This window comes from Anaerobacillus arseniciselenatis (assembly GCF_001865995.1).
GTDB lineage: Bacteria > Bacillota > Bacilli > Bacillales > Anaerobacillaceae > Anaerobacillus > Anaerobacillus arseniciselenatis.
This window is the reverse complement of sequence record NZ_MLQQ01000026.1, coordinates 141,552-158,723: the sequence shown is the minus strand read 5'-3', so window position 1 is coordinate 158,723 and position 17,172 is coordinate 141,552. Positions and strand designations below refer to the sequence as shown.

General features: G+C 36.7%; 14 protein-coding genes and 1 other annotated feature. Of the genes, 5 read left to right on the top strand and 9 right to left on the bottom strand.

Annotation, left to right across the window (positions count from 1 at the left end; translation table 11 throughout):
* Nucleotides 1–256 (bottom strand): sodium:solute symporter family transporter (locus BKP35_RS12090; protein WP_420534829.1); only part of this gene is annotated, 256 nt, incomplete at its 3' end.
* A 205-nt stretch (nucleotides 257–461) separates the two neighbouring features.
* On the bottom strand, nucleotides 462–1,376 hold the full coding sequence (locus tag BKP35_RS12085; protein ID WP_071313617.1) for a proline dehydrogenase family protein: 915 nt from the start codon (nucleotides 1,374–1,376) through the stop codon (nucleotides 462–464).
* A 325-nt stretch (nucleotides 1,377–1,701) separates the two neighbouring features.
* On the opposite strand from BKP35_RS12085, the gene BKP35_RS12080 reads away from it, so the two are divergent.
* A complete protein-coding gene (locus BKP35_RS12080; protein ID WP_071313601.1) occupies nucleotides 1,702–3,111 on the top strand; it encodes a sigma-54 interaction domain-containing protein in 1,410 nt (469 codons plus the stop codon).
* A 112-nt stretch (nucleotides 3,112–3,223) separates the two neighbouring features.
* On the opposite strand, the gene leuS is transcribed toward BKP35_RS12080, so the two are convergent.
* From leuS to BKP35_RS12060, 4 genes are all read right to left on the bottom strand, one after another.
* Complete coding sequence (leuS, locus tag BKP35_RS12075; RefSeq protein ID WP_071313600.1) at nucleotides 3,224–5,641, bottom strand: leucine--tRNA ligase; 2,418 nt, start codon at nucleotides 5,639–5,641, stop codon at nucleotides 3,224–3,226.
* Nucleotides 5,642–5,816: 175 nt separating this feature from the next.
* Nucleotides 5,817–6,040, bottom strand: a binding site (T-box leader).
* 186 nt (nucleotides 6,041–6,226) lie between these two features.
* Nucleotides 6,227–7,312, bottom strand: a complete 1,086-nt coding sequence (locus BKP35_RS12070) for a GGDEF domain-containing protein (protein ID WP_071313599.1) — start codon at nucleotides 7,310–7,312, stop codon at nucleotides 6,227–6,229.
* Between the two features lie 312 nt (nucleotides 7,313–7,624).
* Complete coding sequence (locus BKP35_RS12065; protein WP_071313598.1) at nucleotides 7,625–8,833, bottom strand: MDR family MFS transporter; 1,209 nt, start codon at nucleotides 8,831–8,833, stop codon at nucleotides 7,625–7,627.
* 116 nt (nucleotides 8,834–8,949) lie between these two features.
* The gene (locus tag BKP35_RS12060) at nucleotides 8,950–10,377 is read right to left on the bottom strand and encodes an amidohydrolase family protein (protein ID WP_071313597.1); all 1,428 of its coding nucleotides are present in this window, start codon (nucleotides 10,375–10,377) and stop codon (nucleotides 8,950–8,952) included.
* 347 nt (nucleotides 10,378–10,724) lie between these two features.
* Between BKP35_RS12060 and ltaE the strand changes: the two genes are divergently transcribed.
* The 4 genes from ltaE to BKP35_RS12040 all read left to right on the top strand — a co-directional run bounded on the left by ltaE (nucleotide 10,725) and on the right by BKP35_RS12040 (nucleotide 14,047).
* Nucleotides 10,725–11,747 carry a low-specificity L-threonine aldolase gene (gene ltaE, locus BKP35_RS12055; protein WP_071313596.1) on the top strand — a complete coding sequence of 341 codons (1,023 nt, stop codon included), beginning with the start codon at nucleotides 10,725–10,727 and terminating at the stop codon, nucleotides 11,745–11,747.
* A 78-nt stretch (nucleotides 11,748–11,825) separates the two neighbouring features.
* Complete coding sequence (gene mnmL, locus BKP35_RS12050) at nucleotides 11,826–12,785, top strand: tRNA modification radical SAM protein MnmL/YtqA (protein WP_071313595.1); 960 nt, start codon at nucleotides 11,826–11,828, stop codon at nucleotides 12,783–12,785.
* Nucleotides 12,785–13,357, top strand: a complete 573-nt coding sequence (gene mnmM, locus BKP35_RS12045) for a tRNA 5-(aminomethyl)-2-thiouridylate-methyltransferase MnmM (RefSeq protein WP_071313594.1) — start codon at nucleotides 12,785–12,787, stop codon at nucleotides 13,355–13,357. Before mnmL ends, mnmM begins: the two co-directional genes overlap by 1 nt.
* Before the next feature lie 108 nt (nucleotides 13,358–13,465).
* Nucleotides 13,466–14,047, top strand: coding sequence for a beta-class carbonic anhydrase (locus BKP35_RS12040; RefSeq protein ID WP_071313593.1), 582 nt, complete (start codon nucleotides 13,466–13,468; stop codon nucleotides 14,045–14,047).
* A 101-nt stretch (nucleotides 14,048–14,148) separates the two neighbouring features.
* Here BKP35_RS12040 and speD read toward each other — a convergent pair whose 3' ends face one another.
* The 3 genes from speD to BKP35_RS12025 all read right to left on the bottom strand — a co-directional run bounded on the left by speD (nucleotide 14,149) and on the right by BKP35_RS12025 (nucleotide 17,152).
* Nucleotides 14,149–14,970 carry an adenosylmethionine decarboxylase gene (speD, locus tag BKP35_RS12035; RefSeq protein ID WP_420534828.1) on the bottom strand — a complete coding sequence of 274 codons (822 nt, stop codon included), beginning with the start codon at nucleotides 14,968–14,970 and terminating at the stop codon, nucleotides 14,149–14,151.
* Nucleotides 14,971–15,108: 138 nt separating this feature from the next.
* Nucleotides 15,109–16,140, bottom strand: a complete 1,032-nt coding sequence (locus BKP35_RS12030) for a tetraprenyl-beta-curcumene synthase family protein (RefSeq protein ID WP_071313616.1) — start codon at nucleotides 16,138–16,140, stop codon at nucleotides 15,109–15,111.
* A 217-nt stretch (nucleotides 16,141–16,357) separates the two neighbouring features.
* Nucleotides 16,358–17,152: an alpha/beta hydrolase gene (locus BKP35_RS12025; RefSeq protein WP_071313591.1), complete on the bottom strand. Its 795-nt coding sequence runs from the start codon at nucleotides 17,150–17,152 to the stop codon at nucleotides 16,358–16,360.
* Nucleotides 17,153–17,172 lie beyond the last annotated feature (20 nt).

The following is a 17,172-nucleotide window of genomic DNA, read 5'->3' as shown; positions in this document are numbered from 1 at the left end:
AGTAGGCACCCACTGCTAAACCTACCGAGATCCAAATCGCTTCCATTCCAGCGACGTAAGCATAACCTGGCAATCCTAGTAAAAGCCAGCTACTCATATCAGAAGCACCCGCACTTAAAGCGGCGACCCCCCCACCTAATCTTCTTCCGCCTAAAACATAGTCTGATAAATTGTTAGTCATTCGATAGGCAACAAGACCGATCGCTAACATCCCTACTAAATATACGATAAACGTAACTAACGTTGCTGTTTCCAATTTTATTCTCTCCCCTCAACGAAATAAGTAATAATCGACAATACAATTAATAGCGGCATTGGAACGAATAGCCAAAATACCGTAGCTCCCGTTAAAACGAACTCCATATGATCACTCTCCTAATCTTAAATGTGAAATATCCACTTACACTAAAAAGTATGATTTTTTTAAAATTCTCGATTAATTTCTTTTTGAAACGAGAAATTTATTTCTTAATCATTCCTCTTAACGCGAAACTAACATTTTGTGGTCTTTCCGCTAATCTTCTCATAAAGTAGCCGTACCAATCGTTCCCATACGGAACATAAATTCGAACGGTGTAGCCCTCTTTCGCTATTTCTCGTTGTAATTCTGTTCTAAATCCATAAAGAAATTGAAATTCAAATTGAGTCTTCGGAATTCCCTTTCCGTCTGTAAACGCTTTCAATTCATTGATAATTCGATGATCGTGCGTCGCAATTGCCGTATAACTACCACCTAACAAATGTTGTTTAATTAAATTTAAATAATTATCATATATTGTTGTTTGATCTTGATAACAAACTTCTGGCGATTCTTTATATGCTCCTTTTATTAACCGTACAGAAGTTCCTTTTAAATCTTTAAGATCTTCTTGGGCACGGTGTAAATAACCTTGAATAGCTGTTCCTACATTGTCATAATCTTTACGTAACTCGTTAAAAATATCTAACGTTTCTTGGCAATGAGCATAATCTTCCATATCAATTCGGACAAAGTTGTTATACTTTTTCGCTGTTTGAACAATTCGACGGATATTGTTTAAACAAAGCTCGCGATCGATATCTAAACCTAATTGTGTTAATTTTAATGATAAATTGCAGTTAACCCCCGCTTGGTCAATCGCTTCTAACGTCTTTACACAATAGTCTGTCGATTCGATGGCTTCATCTTTATTAATGACAAACTCCCCTAAATGATCGACAGTACAGATTAAACCTTGACTATTTAACTTTTTTACCGTCTCAATCACACTAGGAATAGTTTCTCCAGCTACGACGTTCGATGCACCAAATTTTAAGCCCCATTTTTTTGCACTATTATTTAATAATTTATTTTTTGATAAGAACAGAAAAAATTGTCTCGACGCTTTTTCAACGATCATTTAAATCCCTCCCCATTTTCATAAAAATTTGCAAAACACGTCTCAATTACGCATTCTACAAATGAAAGACCGTTTATTTTTCTTTTTTAATCGCTTGTTATTTCTTAATTTGGAATCTTTGGAATCTCCCCCTAACTTTCCCCTCCTTAAAAGTATTTTCCAACTTTTATAAATGCAATTCCCATGCCAAATTTAAAATGTTCAGAATTGTACGAATTAATATAATTAAGAGAAAAAATTGACGCAAAACTATTTGGCGGTTTATAATATTTTTTGCAGGTAGGTGCTATATCATTTTGCATTAACGGTTAGGAGGAGCAACATGAGTTTGGAAGAAGAAGTTAAACATTTAAGATACTTAAACGATATTTATAAAAGTATTCTTGACGAAATTAATGTTGGTGTCCAAGTAATTGATCAAACTGGTAATACAATTATTTATAATCCTAAAAAAATGCAACTAGAATCGATGGCGATTGAAGATGTTTTAAACAAAAATTTACTTGAAATTTTTAACTTTAAAAATAAAAAAGATAGTAGGTTGTTACAATCATTAGAAAAAGGAGTTAAAACAAACGCTACGAAACAAACGTATTTTAATAATAAAGGAAAAGAAATTACGACAATTAATAATACATATCCAATTGTAAAAAATGGTGAAACGATTGCAGCTGTAGAAATTGCCAATGATATTACTCAATATGAACGACTAAAGAAAAGTGTCTTAAAGACAGGCGATACTAGATATACGTTCGATAGTATTATTGGAGAGAGCAAAGCATTAAAAAATGTAATTGAAGCAGGAAAGAGAGCAACTAGAACTTCCTCTTCCGTATTAATCATCGGTGAAACAGGAACCGGTAAAGAGTTGTTTGCTCAAAGTATCCACAACGGTAGTGGTCGTTCACATATGCCTTTTGTTTCACAAAACTGCGCTGCTTTACCTGATAATTTAGTTGAAAGTTTGTTATTCGGTACTAAAAAAGGAGCGTTTACTGGGGCAATTGATCAACCAGGCTTATTAGAGCAAGCCGAAGGAGGAACACTTTTACTTGATGAGATTAACTCTTTAAACCCTATATTACAAGCAAAGCTTTTAAGAGCGATTCAAGAAAGAGTGATTCGAAGAGTAGGCGATACGAAAGATAAAGAAATTGACGTACGTATCATAGCAACAATGAATGAAGATCCGATTGATGCTATCGCCAATGATCGACTTCGTAAAGACCTTTACTACCGCCTTAGTGTTGTTTCATTATTTGTCCCTCCTCTAAAGGAAAGAAAAGAAGACATACCGCTACTCGCGACAAAGTTTATTGAGAAATATAATTCCTTATTTCAATTAAATATTAAAAAAATATCGAACGAAGTATACCAACTTTTTTATGAATATAATTGGCCTGGCAACGTAAGGGAGCTAGAACATATTATTGAAGGTGCGATGAATTTAATTATCGATGACGATGTGATCAACTTTAGTCATTTGCCAAATCATTTTATTCATAAAAAAAAGCAATCACCAAAACAGTCATCTACCTCTTTAGAAAATTCCGTTAATGAAGATTTCAAGAAAAAACTAAAAGATTACCTCGAGGACGCCGAAGCTAACTACTTAAAAGCGGTCCTCAGTAACCATAAAAATAACGTTTCTCATACCGCTAGCATTCTTGGAATAAGTAGGCAAAGTCTTCAATACAGATTGCGAAAATATCAAATTTATAAACAATCGTAACCAAACTTTCTATAGTTCTCATTGTTCTCTTTATAAAAAAAAAATCGCTGTAGGCTGTCCAAAACAAAGTGTCAGACACTTATGGGACCGCCTACAGTGATTTTGTTTGTATTTAATTCGCTACAATATTGACAAGCTTATTAGGAACTGCAATCACTTTTCGAATTGTTTTTCCTTCAAGCTCGGCTTTCACTTTATCATTTTCTTTAGCGAGTTGCTCCATCTCTTCTCGACTTGAATCTTTTGGAATGACTAATTTCGCTTTTAGCTTACCGTTAACTTGAACGACAATTTCAACCTCATCTTCAACAAGCATGCTTTCTTTATACGTTGGCCATGAAGCATAAGCTAACGTTTCACTATGGCCAAGCTTTTGCCAAATTTCTTCTGATACGTGTGGCGCGACTGGAGAAAGTAATTTTACAAAACCTTCGATTAACGATTTTGGTAACTGTTCTTGCTTGTATGCTTCGTTGATAAATACCATTAATTGTGAGATCCCTACGTTAAAACGTAGTCCAGCAAAGTCGTCAGATACTTTCTTCACTGTTTGGTGATAAACGCGCTGGAAGTTCTCATCGCCATCTACATCTTTAATGATAGGATTTAATGAACCTTCATCAGTAACGAATAAACGCCATACACGGTCTAAGAAACGGCGCGCTCCATCAAGACCATTTTCACTCCAAGCAATCGATGCATCTAATGGTCCCATAAACATTTCATAAAGACGTAGTGTATCGGCACCATGGCTTGTTACGATATCATCTGGATTTACGACATTTCCTTTTGATTTACTCATTTTTTCGTTATTTTCACCGAGGATCATTCCTTGGTTAAAAAGCTTTTGGAACGGCTCTTTCGTTGGAACAATTCCTAAATCGTAAAGAACTTTGTGCCAGAAACGCGCATACAACAGGTGAAGAACCGCATGCTCCGCACCTCCGATATATATATCAATCGGAAGCCATTTTTTTAGTTTTTCTGGATCTGCTAAAGCTTCTTTGTTATGCGGGTCGATATAACGTAAATAATACCAGCAACTACCTGCCCATTGTGGCATTGTATTCGTTTCTCGTCGACCTTTTTTGCCGGTTTCAGAATCGACAACATGTAACCAATCCGTAGCATTCGCTAACGGCGATTCTCCTGTTCCAGAAGGCTTAATTTCTGACATTTCTGGAAGAATTAACGGCAACTCTGATTCCGGTAATGGCTTCATTGTTCCGTCTTCAAAATGAATAATCGGAATCGGTTCTCCCCAATAACGTTGACGGCTAAACAACCAGTCACGAAGGCGATACGTTATTTTTTTCGTACCTTTTTCTTTTTCTTCCAACCAATCAATCATTTTCGCAATCGCTTCTTCTTTATTTAAACCATTTAAGAAGTCGGAGTTAACAAGCGTTCCATCTCCAGTGTAAGCTTCTTTGGAAATATCTCCACCAGAAACTACTTCTACGATCGGAAGCTCAAATGTTTGAGCAAACTCATAGTCACGCTCATCATGACCAGGAACGGCCATAATTGCCCCTGAACCGTAAGTCGCTAACACGTAATCTGCAATCCATATAGGTAATTTTGCTCCATTTACGGGGTTAATCGCATAAGCACCAGTAAATACCCCTGTTTTTTCTTTCGCAAGTTCTGTTCTTTCAAGATCACTTTTCGTTGCGACTTTTTTCTTATAAGTATCAACAGCATCTTTTTGTTTTTCAGTCGTAATTTGATCAACTAGTTTATGCTCTGGTGCAAACACTGCGTATGTAGCACCAAATAGTGTATCTGGTCTCGTTGTAAAGACGATAAAATCTTGGTCATGACCATCAATTTCAAACGTGATTTCCGCTCCTTCAGAACGACCAATCCAGTTACGTTGCATATCTTTAATACTTTCAGGCCAATCTAAATCTTCTAAATCATCAAGAAGACGGTCTGCGTACGCCGTAATTTTTAACATCCATTGTTTCATTGGACGACGTTCAACCGGATGTCCCCCACGTTCACTTTTTCCGTCAATGACTTCCTCATTTGCAAGCACCGTTCCTAGTGCTGGGCACCAGTTAACCGGAACTTCATCCACATAAGCAAGACCCTTGTTATAAAGTTGAAGGAAAATCCATTGTGTCCATTTGTAATAGTCTGGATCCGTTGTATTTACTTCACGATCCCAATCATAAGAAAACCCTAACGCTTTAATTTGACGACGAAAATTATCGATATTCGTTTGCGTAAATTCATTCGGGTGCTTTCCAGTATCGAGTGCAAACTGCTCAGCAGGTAAACCAAACGCGTCCCACCCCATTGGATGTAAAACGTTATAGCCTTGCATTCGTTTCATTCTTGATAAAATATCAGTAGCTGTATATCCTTCAGGATGCCCTACATGAAGACCTGCACCAGATGGATACGGAAACATATCAAGCGCATAAAACTTTTCTTTTGTTTCGTCTTCTTCTGTTTTAAACGTTTTATTTTCTTCCCAATAATGTTGCCACTTTTTTTCTATTTCTTGATGTGAATACGACATAATAAAAAACCTCCTTCATTTTCTCTATGTAATTTAAATTTGATGAATAAGCATTCATAGCCTGTAAACCAAAAGCCCATCATTTAGTATTTAAACGGCTAGTGATCCCCAAACCAACTAACCACTAACCAACTAATCAACAAAATATAAAAAACCTCCCACCACTAACGTTAACGTTAGGGACGAGAGGTTAATAAACGAAATTTTCCCGCGGTACCACCCAATTTAGTGTTGGATACACTCACTTGTTTAACTCCTTAACGCGGAAGACGACAAGAACTACTAAGTTTCACTCTTGCAACTTTAAGGCGAGTTCATGGATCTCTATGATTGACTTGCACCTACCGTCAACTCTCTAGGTCACGAGGTTCCATTACTACTCCTCTTCATTGTTTTTTTCTCGATGAGTAATTTAATTAATCTCATAATTTGTATTGTATGAATTTGTCGAATAAATGTCAATAACTTATTTCACATTTTAGTCAATTTTTTTAAAATATATACCGTAACTTAATAAATATTTATAGTAAAAGCCACAATCTTTACGAAAAGAGCCTTTAAAAAGAGTTTGTTGGCAAATTAATTTTAACTATCTCCCTTAACACAAACATTGTTTCGTCCTTCATGTTTCGCTTTATATAAAGCGTCGTCAGCATCCTGATACAGCCTAACTGGATCAACTTCTCCACCGTTGTATGAAGCAACTCCAATTGACACTGTAATATTTATTTTTTCTTTGCTAGGTAAAATAAAAGAGTGCCTTTCAACGGCTATTCGAATTCTACAAGCAACTTCCTCTGCTTGTTGTAAATTGCACCTATCAAGTAAAACAGAAAACTCTTCTCCACCATTTCGCGCTACAATATCACCATCTCTCATTAATTTCTTTAACAGTAAGGCGAGCTGTTTTAAAACTTCATCACCAGCTGGATGTCCGTATTTATCGTTTACTTTTTTAAAATAATCAATATCAATAATACAAACCGCACAATCCTCTTTTGCTGACTGCGCCTTTTCTAACATTAAATTATAGTAATAATCAAATGACCTCACATTGAATAAACCTGTTAACGGATCACGCTGCGATCTATCTTTATATTGATTGTACAATTCCGTATACCTTCTAATATAATTAACGAAATAAAGAGTTAAAAAGCCTCCGATAAGTGAACTTACTATATGAAAAAAAGCAATATTTAAAACTTGAGAAAATGCGTCCACAACTATGTATAAGGCTAACGTAAAAACAAATTGACTATATAAAAGTAATAACGTCCATTTTTTTATCCCCTTAACTTTGACGTAACGAACGATGATACCTGCACCAATCGCCATTGTAAACATCATAAACAGTGATACCACCGAAGAAAAGTTTACATCAATAAAAAAACGACCAATCGAAATAATTGCAGCTGATACAATCGCAGGGAGAAAGCCACCAAAGTACGCTACAAGTATGACTGGTATATGCCTTAAATCTAGTATAGTAATCTCATTCACTTGAATGCTGTAATGCATTAAAATAATACCAAGCACTCCACCAATAATTCCATCTAAAATTTTTATTTTAGTTCGTGAATTTAGAGTAAGCCGGTTATTTTTTAAAGCTTGGTGCCAAAAAAATGTGAACGACGTCAAAACCGCAATATTTACAATTAAGTCACTAATCATGTTAATTAGTCCTTTCACAATATAGTAAATATCATGATGAAATTTTTTAAGGAAAATTTTTATTAATGAAATTATATCATAATTTTACCAATATTAAGAAATGTTTTTTACGAAATTAAACTTAAATAACATTGATGTGTCTTGAAACTAAATAGCTTTACTAGCTTCACAATACAAAAACCAGCATGACGATGAACGCCACGATCTATTATGGAAAAATGTCGGTCAACTTTCTTTCGCTTCGCTGTAAATCTCTAACGACCTTTAGAGGCTCACTCAAGAAAACCGACCGAGCATTCTTTTTTCATAAGATTAGCTTGCTTTCATTTCTTTTTTTACAATACCTTCTTCTAAATGCCGATCATAGAAATACGTGGACACAAAGCCAATCAAGAACATTAACATTAAGCCGTAAAATAATACTTGCATCCCGTAAATGTCAACAACAATTCCACCAAGGAGCGGCCCTACCATCCGACCACCTTGCGCGATACTATTAACGACACCTTGATAAAAGCCAGCTTTTCCTTTAGGGGCTAGCTGATGAGCAATCGTCGGCACTGCCGGCCAAACAAACATTTCACCGATCGTTAAAATAATCATAGCGACTACAAAGACACTAAACACTTCTGCTTGTGCCAAAACAAAAAACGAAACCATAAATACGCCAAGACCAAAATAAATTTGTCCCTTTAACGTATGGAACCATTTATTAATCATACCAGATATAAGTGGTTGACCTAATACGATTAAAGCTCCATTTACCGTCCAAATTAAACTATATTGTTGTAGGCTAATACCCAACGATTGCGTGTGAACAGAAATCGTTGATGGCCATTGTGAGTATGCAATCCAAGAAATTACAAAACCGATACATAAAATGAGTAGTGCTTTAAATCTAGACTTGTTTGCAATCAGTGTTTTTTGGTCAAAAACATTGGTTTGTTGTGCAGTATCAATAGCTTCGCCTTGCATTCCTCTATAACCGAAGAAAGCAACTAAAAAGAAAATGAAAAACATAAAGCCATTGGCAAAAAAGACGTAATCAAACCTAATTGATGCGACGAGCCCACCTAAAGCAGCTCCAACAGCAATTCCGAAGTTTTGAGCGACATAAATCGAATTAAATGCCTTTCGTCCTCCCTCAGGCCAAACAGTTCCTGCCATTGCATACATGGATGGAAATGTCATTCCTGAACCGAAACCTATACAAATTAATAAAACAACATAATAGTTAAAACTGTGAAAAAATGCTAATGTAAATGCACTTGTCATTGTAATAGAAATACCTAATACAATCGTTTTATAGCCACCAATTCGATCAAAAAGTCTACCACCAATTAAATTACCAATGACTCCTGCACCAGAATTCATCATTAGAACAAGACCGGCAACACTTAATGATTTCCCCAATTCTTGATGAATGTAAATCATATTTAATGGCCACAAAAAAGAAGCGCCCATTACGTTAATCACCATTCCGATGATCAGTAACCATAACGCCTTTGGATATTTTGGCATATTGACCTCTACCTCTCTCTATTTCGTCTCTCTAAGGGAATTGTATGCCATTGGAAGGGATTTAGCAATGTTAATTTTTGTGCGGGATACCTTCACCTTTCATTTATAATAATAGTTTACAAATAGCCTTCCTCCATCATTTTCAACAAATCACTCTCTGCTAAAATAATGTCATCTGTCGCACGGACACTGATTTCATGAGCTACTTTTTGTGCTTCTTTCACCGCCTTTTCTTCATTAACAGTTAGTAACTTACCTTCTTCGACAATTACTTCGCCATCTATTAGCACAGTTTCAACTTCATTGCCACGAGCAGAATAAACTAAGTTCGGAACGATGTTGCGGATTGGGCTCGTAATGATCGGCGATAAATTAGGATGTTGTAAATCGACTATAATGACATCAGCTTTCTTCCCTTTTTTCAGCGATCCTACTTCATGATCTAAACCGATCGATTTTGCTGCTTCAATGGTCGCTAAACGTAAAGCAAGTGGGGCTGGAAAAACCGTAGGGTCACTTCGTTTTACTTTATTTAAAATTGCTGCAAACTTCATCTCATTGAACATATTGTTATTGTTATTTCCTGGAGCTTGGTCACTCCCTAGTCCTGCCACACCGCCCGCTTCGATAAATTGCATCACTGGTGGAACTAAGCCATCGATAATCCCAATACTCCCGGCACAATAAATCATTGATGCACCACTTTTCGCGACGATCGCAGTTTCTTCATCTGTCGCTTCTGTCAGGTGTACTGTAATAAGGCGGTCATCTAGATAGTTAATGTCTTGTAAAAATTGGACTGATCTTTTCCCGTAACGCTTAACCATTTGCTCAATTTCTCGATCTCCTTGAGCAAGATGCATATGGAGCTTCGTATCATATTTAATTGCTAACTCTCGGGTATGTAAAAGCAACTCATGACTCATCATATCAGGACCATGCGGACCGAACATTACAGTTATGCGACCATTTTCTTTTTCATGCCACTTTTCCATTAATGTTATATTTTCTTGTAATTTACGCTCACCTATTGTGGGGTCAAATGGATATAATTCTCCGACTGGAATTTTGCCAATATCATTAGGAATTTCGTTCACCATCTCTGCAACACGGGCACGAGCACCTACTGTAACATAATTTTCAACTAACTTATTCATCGACGTATCATAATCACAAAAAGTTGTCGTCCCTGCCTTTACTCCTTCAATAATATTTACTAAAGATCCTTTGACCGTATCTTCTTCATGCACATGTTTTAAAAAAGGCCATAGCCCCTTTTGCATCCAATGGTTCATATCTTGAGAAACGCCACGAACGATCGATAAGCCTGTATGAATATGGGAGTCAATCAAGCCGGGCATCACTAATTTATTTTTCGCGTCAATCACTCGATCAGCGCTATACCTAGCCGTTAGTTCTTCTGTCCCCCCCACAGCCTCAATCATATTTCCGTTAATCGCCACTGCTCCATTTTCAATCATTCCTACACCTTTGCCTTCCATCGTCATCACAAAAGCGTTCTTAATAAGTAAATTAACGTTCATTCTAATGACCTCCTCATCTTCAAATCTAGACTTTTCACTATTATCTATTTTCCTTCACTCAACTATGTTGTAAACTACAAGTAGAAAAAATTTAGCTACACTAAATAGTTTAATATTTATTTCACTATTCTGGCAAGTCGCACATTTAAAGCTTACATATAATATTAGGACACGCATGAGGAGAAATTAAAAATGTCCAAAGTAAAAGTTCAAGGCAAATGGGTACTCAGCTGAGCAAACATTCGCTGCTGAAATACTTTTGCCAATAATGCTCAATAAAACCTTTTCTAGAATATTAAAAACCTTTTATGTTAAAATGCACAAAAAGCCTATTGGAGGATTCAACAATGATTGATTTACGCAGTGATACAATTACTAAACCGACAAAAGCAATGCGCGAAGCGATGTACAACGCTGAAGTCGGTGATGACGTTTACGGTGAAGACCCATCCATTAATAAATTAGAAAAACTTGCAGCACAAATGTTAGGAAAAGAAGCGGCATTATTTGTGACGAGCGGAACACAAGGAAACCAAATAGCCGTACTTACTCATTGTCGCCCGGGTGACGAAATTATTTTAGATGAAGATGCTCATATCTTCTTTTATGAAGGTGGGGCAATTTCAGCGTTCGCAGGAGTTCAACCTAGAACGATTAAGTCGGAAAACGGTTTACTTTGTCCTGATAAATTAAAAGAAGCGATTCGGTCGGACGACATTCACTTTCCAGACACTAGCCTTATTTGCCTTGAAAATACTCATAACCGTGGAGGCGGCGCCGCTATTCCACCATCACATATGGAAAAACTATTTACGGTCGCAAATGAACACAATATACCTGTTCATTTAGATGGAGCCCGCCTGTTCAACGCGGCAGTCGCTTTAAATGAACCGTTAACTGAGTTTACAAAATATACAACAACGGTCCAAATTTGTTTATCAAAAGGATTAGGTGCGCCTGTCGGTTCGATTTTAGCAGGGCCGAAAGACTTTATTCAAAAAGCTCGTAAATGGCGAAAAAGATTAGGTGGTGGCCTAAGACAAGTTGGGATCCTTGGAGCTGCTGGTCTTATTGCTTTGAACGACATGGTCGACCGTTTAGCCGAAGATCATGAAAGTGCAAAAGCACTAGCAAAAGGACTCGACAAACACCCACAGCTTTCAATTGCCAACAATGTTGATACGAACATCGTCTTAATCGATATTAGTAAAACGGGAAAGCATTCAACAGAATTTATTGATATGCTAAAAAAAGCAGAGATACTGGCTGTTCCATTCGGTCCTTCGACGGTTCGTTTTACAACACATTATGATTTGAATAAACAGCAAATTGAAGACGCGGTTCAAAAAATTTTGAGTTTTGAGTTTTGAGTTAATGAAAGTTTTGCTTCGCAGCTTTCATCAACCAATTATAGTAATTATTATCGATATAGAAAGAAAGGATTAATTATGAATATTAAAGGTCAAGAAACGCCGATCATGTTTGGTGAGAAGCGCTACCATTCATGGAATTATCATCTCCGCCAACAGTTTGGAGAAAAAATCTTTAAAATACCACTTGATGCGGGATTTGATTGCCCTAATCGTGACGGTACTGTCGCTCATGGCGGCTGCACATTTTGTAGTGAACGTGGTTCTGGTGATTTTGCCGGGGACCGTAAAGACGACCTCATTACACAATTTCATTCGATTAAAGAAAAGATGCATAAAAAATGGCCGAACGGAAAGTACCTCGGCTATTTTCAAGCTTATACGAATACATTCGCTCCTGTGGAAGAATTAAAAGAAATGTTTGAAGTGATCCTTGAGCAAGAAGGAGTAGTTGGCCTCTCAATTGCGACACGTCCTGATTGCCTTCCCGATGATGTTGTCGAGTATTTAGCTGAGCTAAACGAGCGAACTTACTTATGGGTTGAGCTCGGATTACAAACGGTTCACGAAAGCACAGCTGACTTAATTAATCGAGCGCATGATTATGAGACGTATGTCGATGGCGTTGAAAAGTTACGAAAGCACAATATTCGCATCTGTTCTCATATTATTAACGGGTTACCAATGGAAAACTACGACATGATGATGGAGACAGCAAAAGAAGTAGCAAAGCTTGATGTCCAAGGAATAAAAATTCACCTATTACACCTATTACGTAAGACAGCAATGGTAAAGCAGTATGAAAAAGGAATGTTGGAATTTATGAGTGCCGACAAATACATTCAGCTCGTTTGTGATCAGCTTGAAGTCATCCCACCAGAATTTGTGATTCATCGCTTAACTGGTGATGGTCCTGCCGACTTAATGATTGGTCCAATGTGGAGTCTAAATAAATGGCACGTATTAAACGGTATCGACGCCGAGTTGAAAAAACGCAATAGCTGGCAAGGTAAGTTTTATCAAAGGGGGAATAGCTAATGAAAGTATTAGGTATTCTTCCTTTTGCACGAAAACTTTTAAGTGAGGCTGTGTCCACAGGGGACATTACGATTGATGGAACGGTAGGAAATGGGCATGACACATTATTTTTAGCAGAGCTCGTTGGTGATTCTGGCCATGTATATGGTTTTGACATTCAAGAAGACGCAATTAACAAAACTAGAGACCGATTATTAAAAAACGAGTGCCTTACGCAAACAACCCTTTCACAAATAGGTCATGAAAACGCGTTACAAACCATACCTGAAAAGCATCACGGTAAGGTCGCTGGGTGTATTTTTAATCTCGGGTATTTGCCTGGTGGGGATAAAACAATTGTCACTAAACCAAACACGACGTTAAAAGCAATCACTGATGTTTTTTCAATGCTAAAAAAAGAAGGCATTATCGTTCTCGTCATTTATCATGGTCATGAAGAAGGAAAGAATGAAAAAGATGAGCTTCTAAAATTCGTTGAAAATATTGATCAAAAAGAAGCGCATGTTCTAACCTATCAATTTATCAATCAAAAAAACGATCCACCTTTTATCATCGCAATCGAAAAAAGATGAACAAAATTTCAAATTTTTGATAATTTTTAGAAAATTGTATTGACAGGCTTACCTCCTTTCAATCAAACTATAATTGAAGTGAAATTTTTGAAGTAGGGGGGGAGTCTATTGAGATTATTGGAAGAGATTTTGCAAAACAATGAATCTTTTGTACAAGAAAGAAAGTTTGAACCTTACTTAACAACTAAGTTTCCAGACAAAAAGTTAGTAATTGTTACATGCATGGATACTCGTCTAACAGAAATGCTACCTCAGGCCTTAAACTTAAAAAATGGAGATGCAAAAATTATTAAAAATGCGGGTGCTGTTATTTCTCATCCGTTCGGAAGTATAATGCGAAGTATCATTGTTGCGATTTACGCATTAAAAGCCGAAGAAGTATGTATTATCGGTCACCACGGTTGTGGGATGGCAGGATTGGAAGCAAATGTGATTATGGATCAAGTAGAAGAAAGAGGAATTGACAATAATACAATTGAAACGCTTCACTTTTCTGGAGTCGATATTAAATCTTGGTTAAAAGGTTTTTCAAGCGTTGAAGAAAGTGTCTCACACAGTGTAGAAATGGTAAAAAAACACCCACTACTACCAAAAGAGATTCCAGTACACGGTCTCGTCATTGATCCAGACACTGGAAAACTAGACCTTGTAGTGAACGGATATGAATTAAACGAAATGAGCGCCCAATAAGGCGCTCATTTTTTGCCGTTTTCCGTATTTTAACGTATGCACTAAAAAGTGATGATGTGTAAGGTAAAAAGCTGAATATTGGTAGCCTTTTGGAAAAACGCTTAATTTTCTTTTGTGACATTTTCTATATTTTTCCCATAAAAAATTGCATCCATCTCCATTTTTAAGCGATTTTCGATTTCACGCTCTTCTTCTGACGTTAGCTGGTCTTTTTTAGAACCGAAAAGATAATTTTCTAATTGAAAATCTTTTAGCTTACATTTCGTATGAAATATATTATCAGGATATACATTCACATCAATCATGTCGTATAACTCTTTTACATCGTCTGGGATGTAATTTTGGATTGAATTGATTTCGTGATCGATGAATAGTTTATGCCCACTAATGTCTCTCGTAAATCCTCGTACGCGGTAGTCCATCGTCATTACATCGGTCTCAAAAGAGTAAATTAAATAATTTAATGCTTTTAATGGAGAAATTTCTCCACAAGTTGCGACATCAATATCCGCTCGAAAGGTACTAATTCCTTCACTCGGGTGATATTCAGGGTATGTGTGTACCGTAATATGGCTTTTATCTAACTGCATCGTTACCGCATTCGGAAGTGGTCCCGGTGACTCTTCATACGATTCAGTTGGTACTTCAACGATCGGTCCCTCCGAAACTAACATCGTTACGCTTGCTCCTTGTGGAACATAATCTTGTTTGGCGGTATTCAATACATGTGCCCCGATAATATCAGCGACATGGTTTAATATTTTGGTAAGTCTGTCCGCATTATACTGTTCATCAATATAAGTGATGTACGCTTCCCGTTCCTCTTTTGTTTTTGTATAACAAATATCATACATATTAAAACTTAAAGATTTAGTTAAGTTGTTAAAACCGTGCAAAGTAATCCGTTGTTCTGGAGTAAGCATAATAAATCCCCCATATGTAGTATAATTATTGTTTCTTTACTGTTGTTGATTCAACATTTCGCAATAAATATTATTATGTTACCCCATTTGAGTGAATTTCATAATTACCAAAAATGAGCGACAACTTCAGGTTGTCACTCATTTCTTTAACCTACGATATAACCAACCGTTAAAAAAGAAAAACCATGTTGAACCGCCCCCGACTCTTAGAAGTCGTTTAGCAATAGCCCTTACTTTTTTCTGTTTTCTCACCTTTTCGTCTGCCAAATAAATCGCTAATAGACCTTTATTAATAAAATAATGAAACTGCCAATCTGGCATATGCCGAATACTTTTATCAGCTTCAACCGCGAAGTGTTCAAGCCTTTCGATTAACTTCTGTTCACTTTCGTAATAAAAACAAAAATTCAAATCTCCACCTTGAAGATCCTCCTCTTGATCAATAAAATAATCAAGCATAATATGGAGCCCTTGAACCCATGGGAAATAACTATTTTTTACAAGAGATGCATCCTTTTTAGAAAAACCTTCATTCGTTGCATATGCGACAAGACAAAAAATACCTAACGTTGATCCCGCACATGCTGAAAATTCATACCAAAACATTTTAGGAAGTTCACTTTTATAATCATTAAACCATGACTCTAATCGTGGGACACGCTCTTCTATTTTTACATGTTTATGAACTTGTAAGTCACAATAATATTGAGCTAATTCAATATTTGCGGAATGTATGTGGTCGTAATTCGGCAACGTTGACAGCACTTCTTGACAGGTTGATACAAGATCATGCAAATAACCACCATCATCTTGCTCCTCGCGATATCGATAATAATTTTCAAGAGGCGTACCAGGTGTTAAAGCATGTAGCATCGAATCGTGAAGCGCGCGAAAATCTGCTGGGTCAAGCGAAGTGCTACGATCACATAGATTGTCTAAATAATCACTAATCGTCTGGTAAGCTACGATAAATCGAATCACTTTATCAATGTCTGCACCTGCTAAAATTCCGTAAATGCTGCCACCCTCACAATGAAACGTTTTTGTCTCAATGCTAGCTAATGCCTGTTTTCTAAGTTCACTGTTCGGTATGTTGCTCGCTTTCTCTTTCCAGCCATCTAAATAATGGTGGACACGAGGTAATACTTCTTTATAAATTTTCGCCATCATCGTCCATGGCTGTTTTGGAATACTACTCAACGGTCGCAATCCTCCTAAAGTCGTATAAATCTACTTTTTCTAACACTTGAGTGAATTTCATAATTACCAAAAATGAGCCACATCACGCAATATATATTTTACGAATGGTTTTGACGCAACTTATATTGATCTTAGTGGCGAGAATAATGAATTATGAAATTCATTGACTTATATAAAATTAAAGCGATTAAGGCAATTGATTACCATTTAAATTCACATGCATATCGGCAAATGATTTCGCCACATGAAACACTCTTTCCTTTTCAGGTTCATTAAATACCTCATGATAAAGACTTGGCCATTCTTTATAGTACTTATCATCAATCGTCAATTGATTAAACCACTGGGCAACCGCTTCTTTGGCAACGATTAGATCTTCACCACCTTGTAATATAAGTAGTGGGACATTAGGAAATTTTTTCACTTTCTTATGACTGTCCTCGATTGCCTTACTAAGCTCATAATACCAGCGGACAGAAACTTTTTTTACGATATGTGGGTCACTTTCATCTCTTTTTATCATTTCTTGACAACGTGTTCCTGGTGCTAAATCTGTTGGAAGTCGCAATGTCGGAGTGACTTTATTTAACAGCGATGCACCAAAATGCTTCATTTTTGATGGCGGCTTAACAAGGCCTAAACAAGGTGAGGACAAAATAATCGCATCTACTTGTAAATTTCTTTTTAACATTGTTTGGATCACCACAAGACCACCCATACTGTGCCCTAAAAGAAAAACTGGTAGCTCATAGTGTTTCGCTCTTTCAAACCATTGTTCTATCGCCGTAATATATTGAGAAAACGAATCGATATGCCCTTTATGTTTTGGACTTTCCCCTTGTCCTGGTAAATCGCCCATAACTACGTGGAAACCTGTATCGGTTAGTTTGTTTATTAACCACTCGTAACGAGCGTGATATTCATTGGCACCATGGACAATAACAAACACTGCTTTTGCTTCTGAACTCTCCCAAACTTTCATCTTAAACTCTCCCTCCCCAA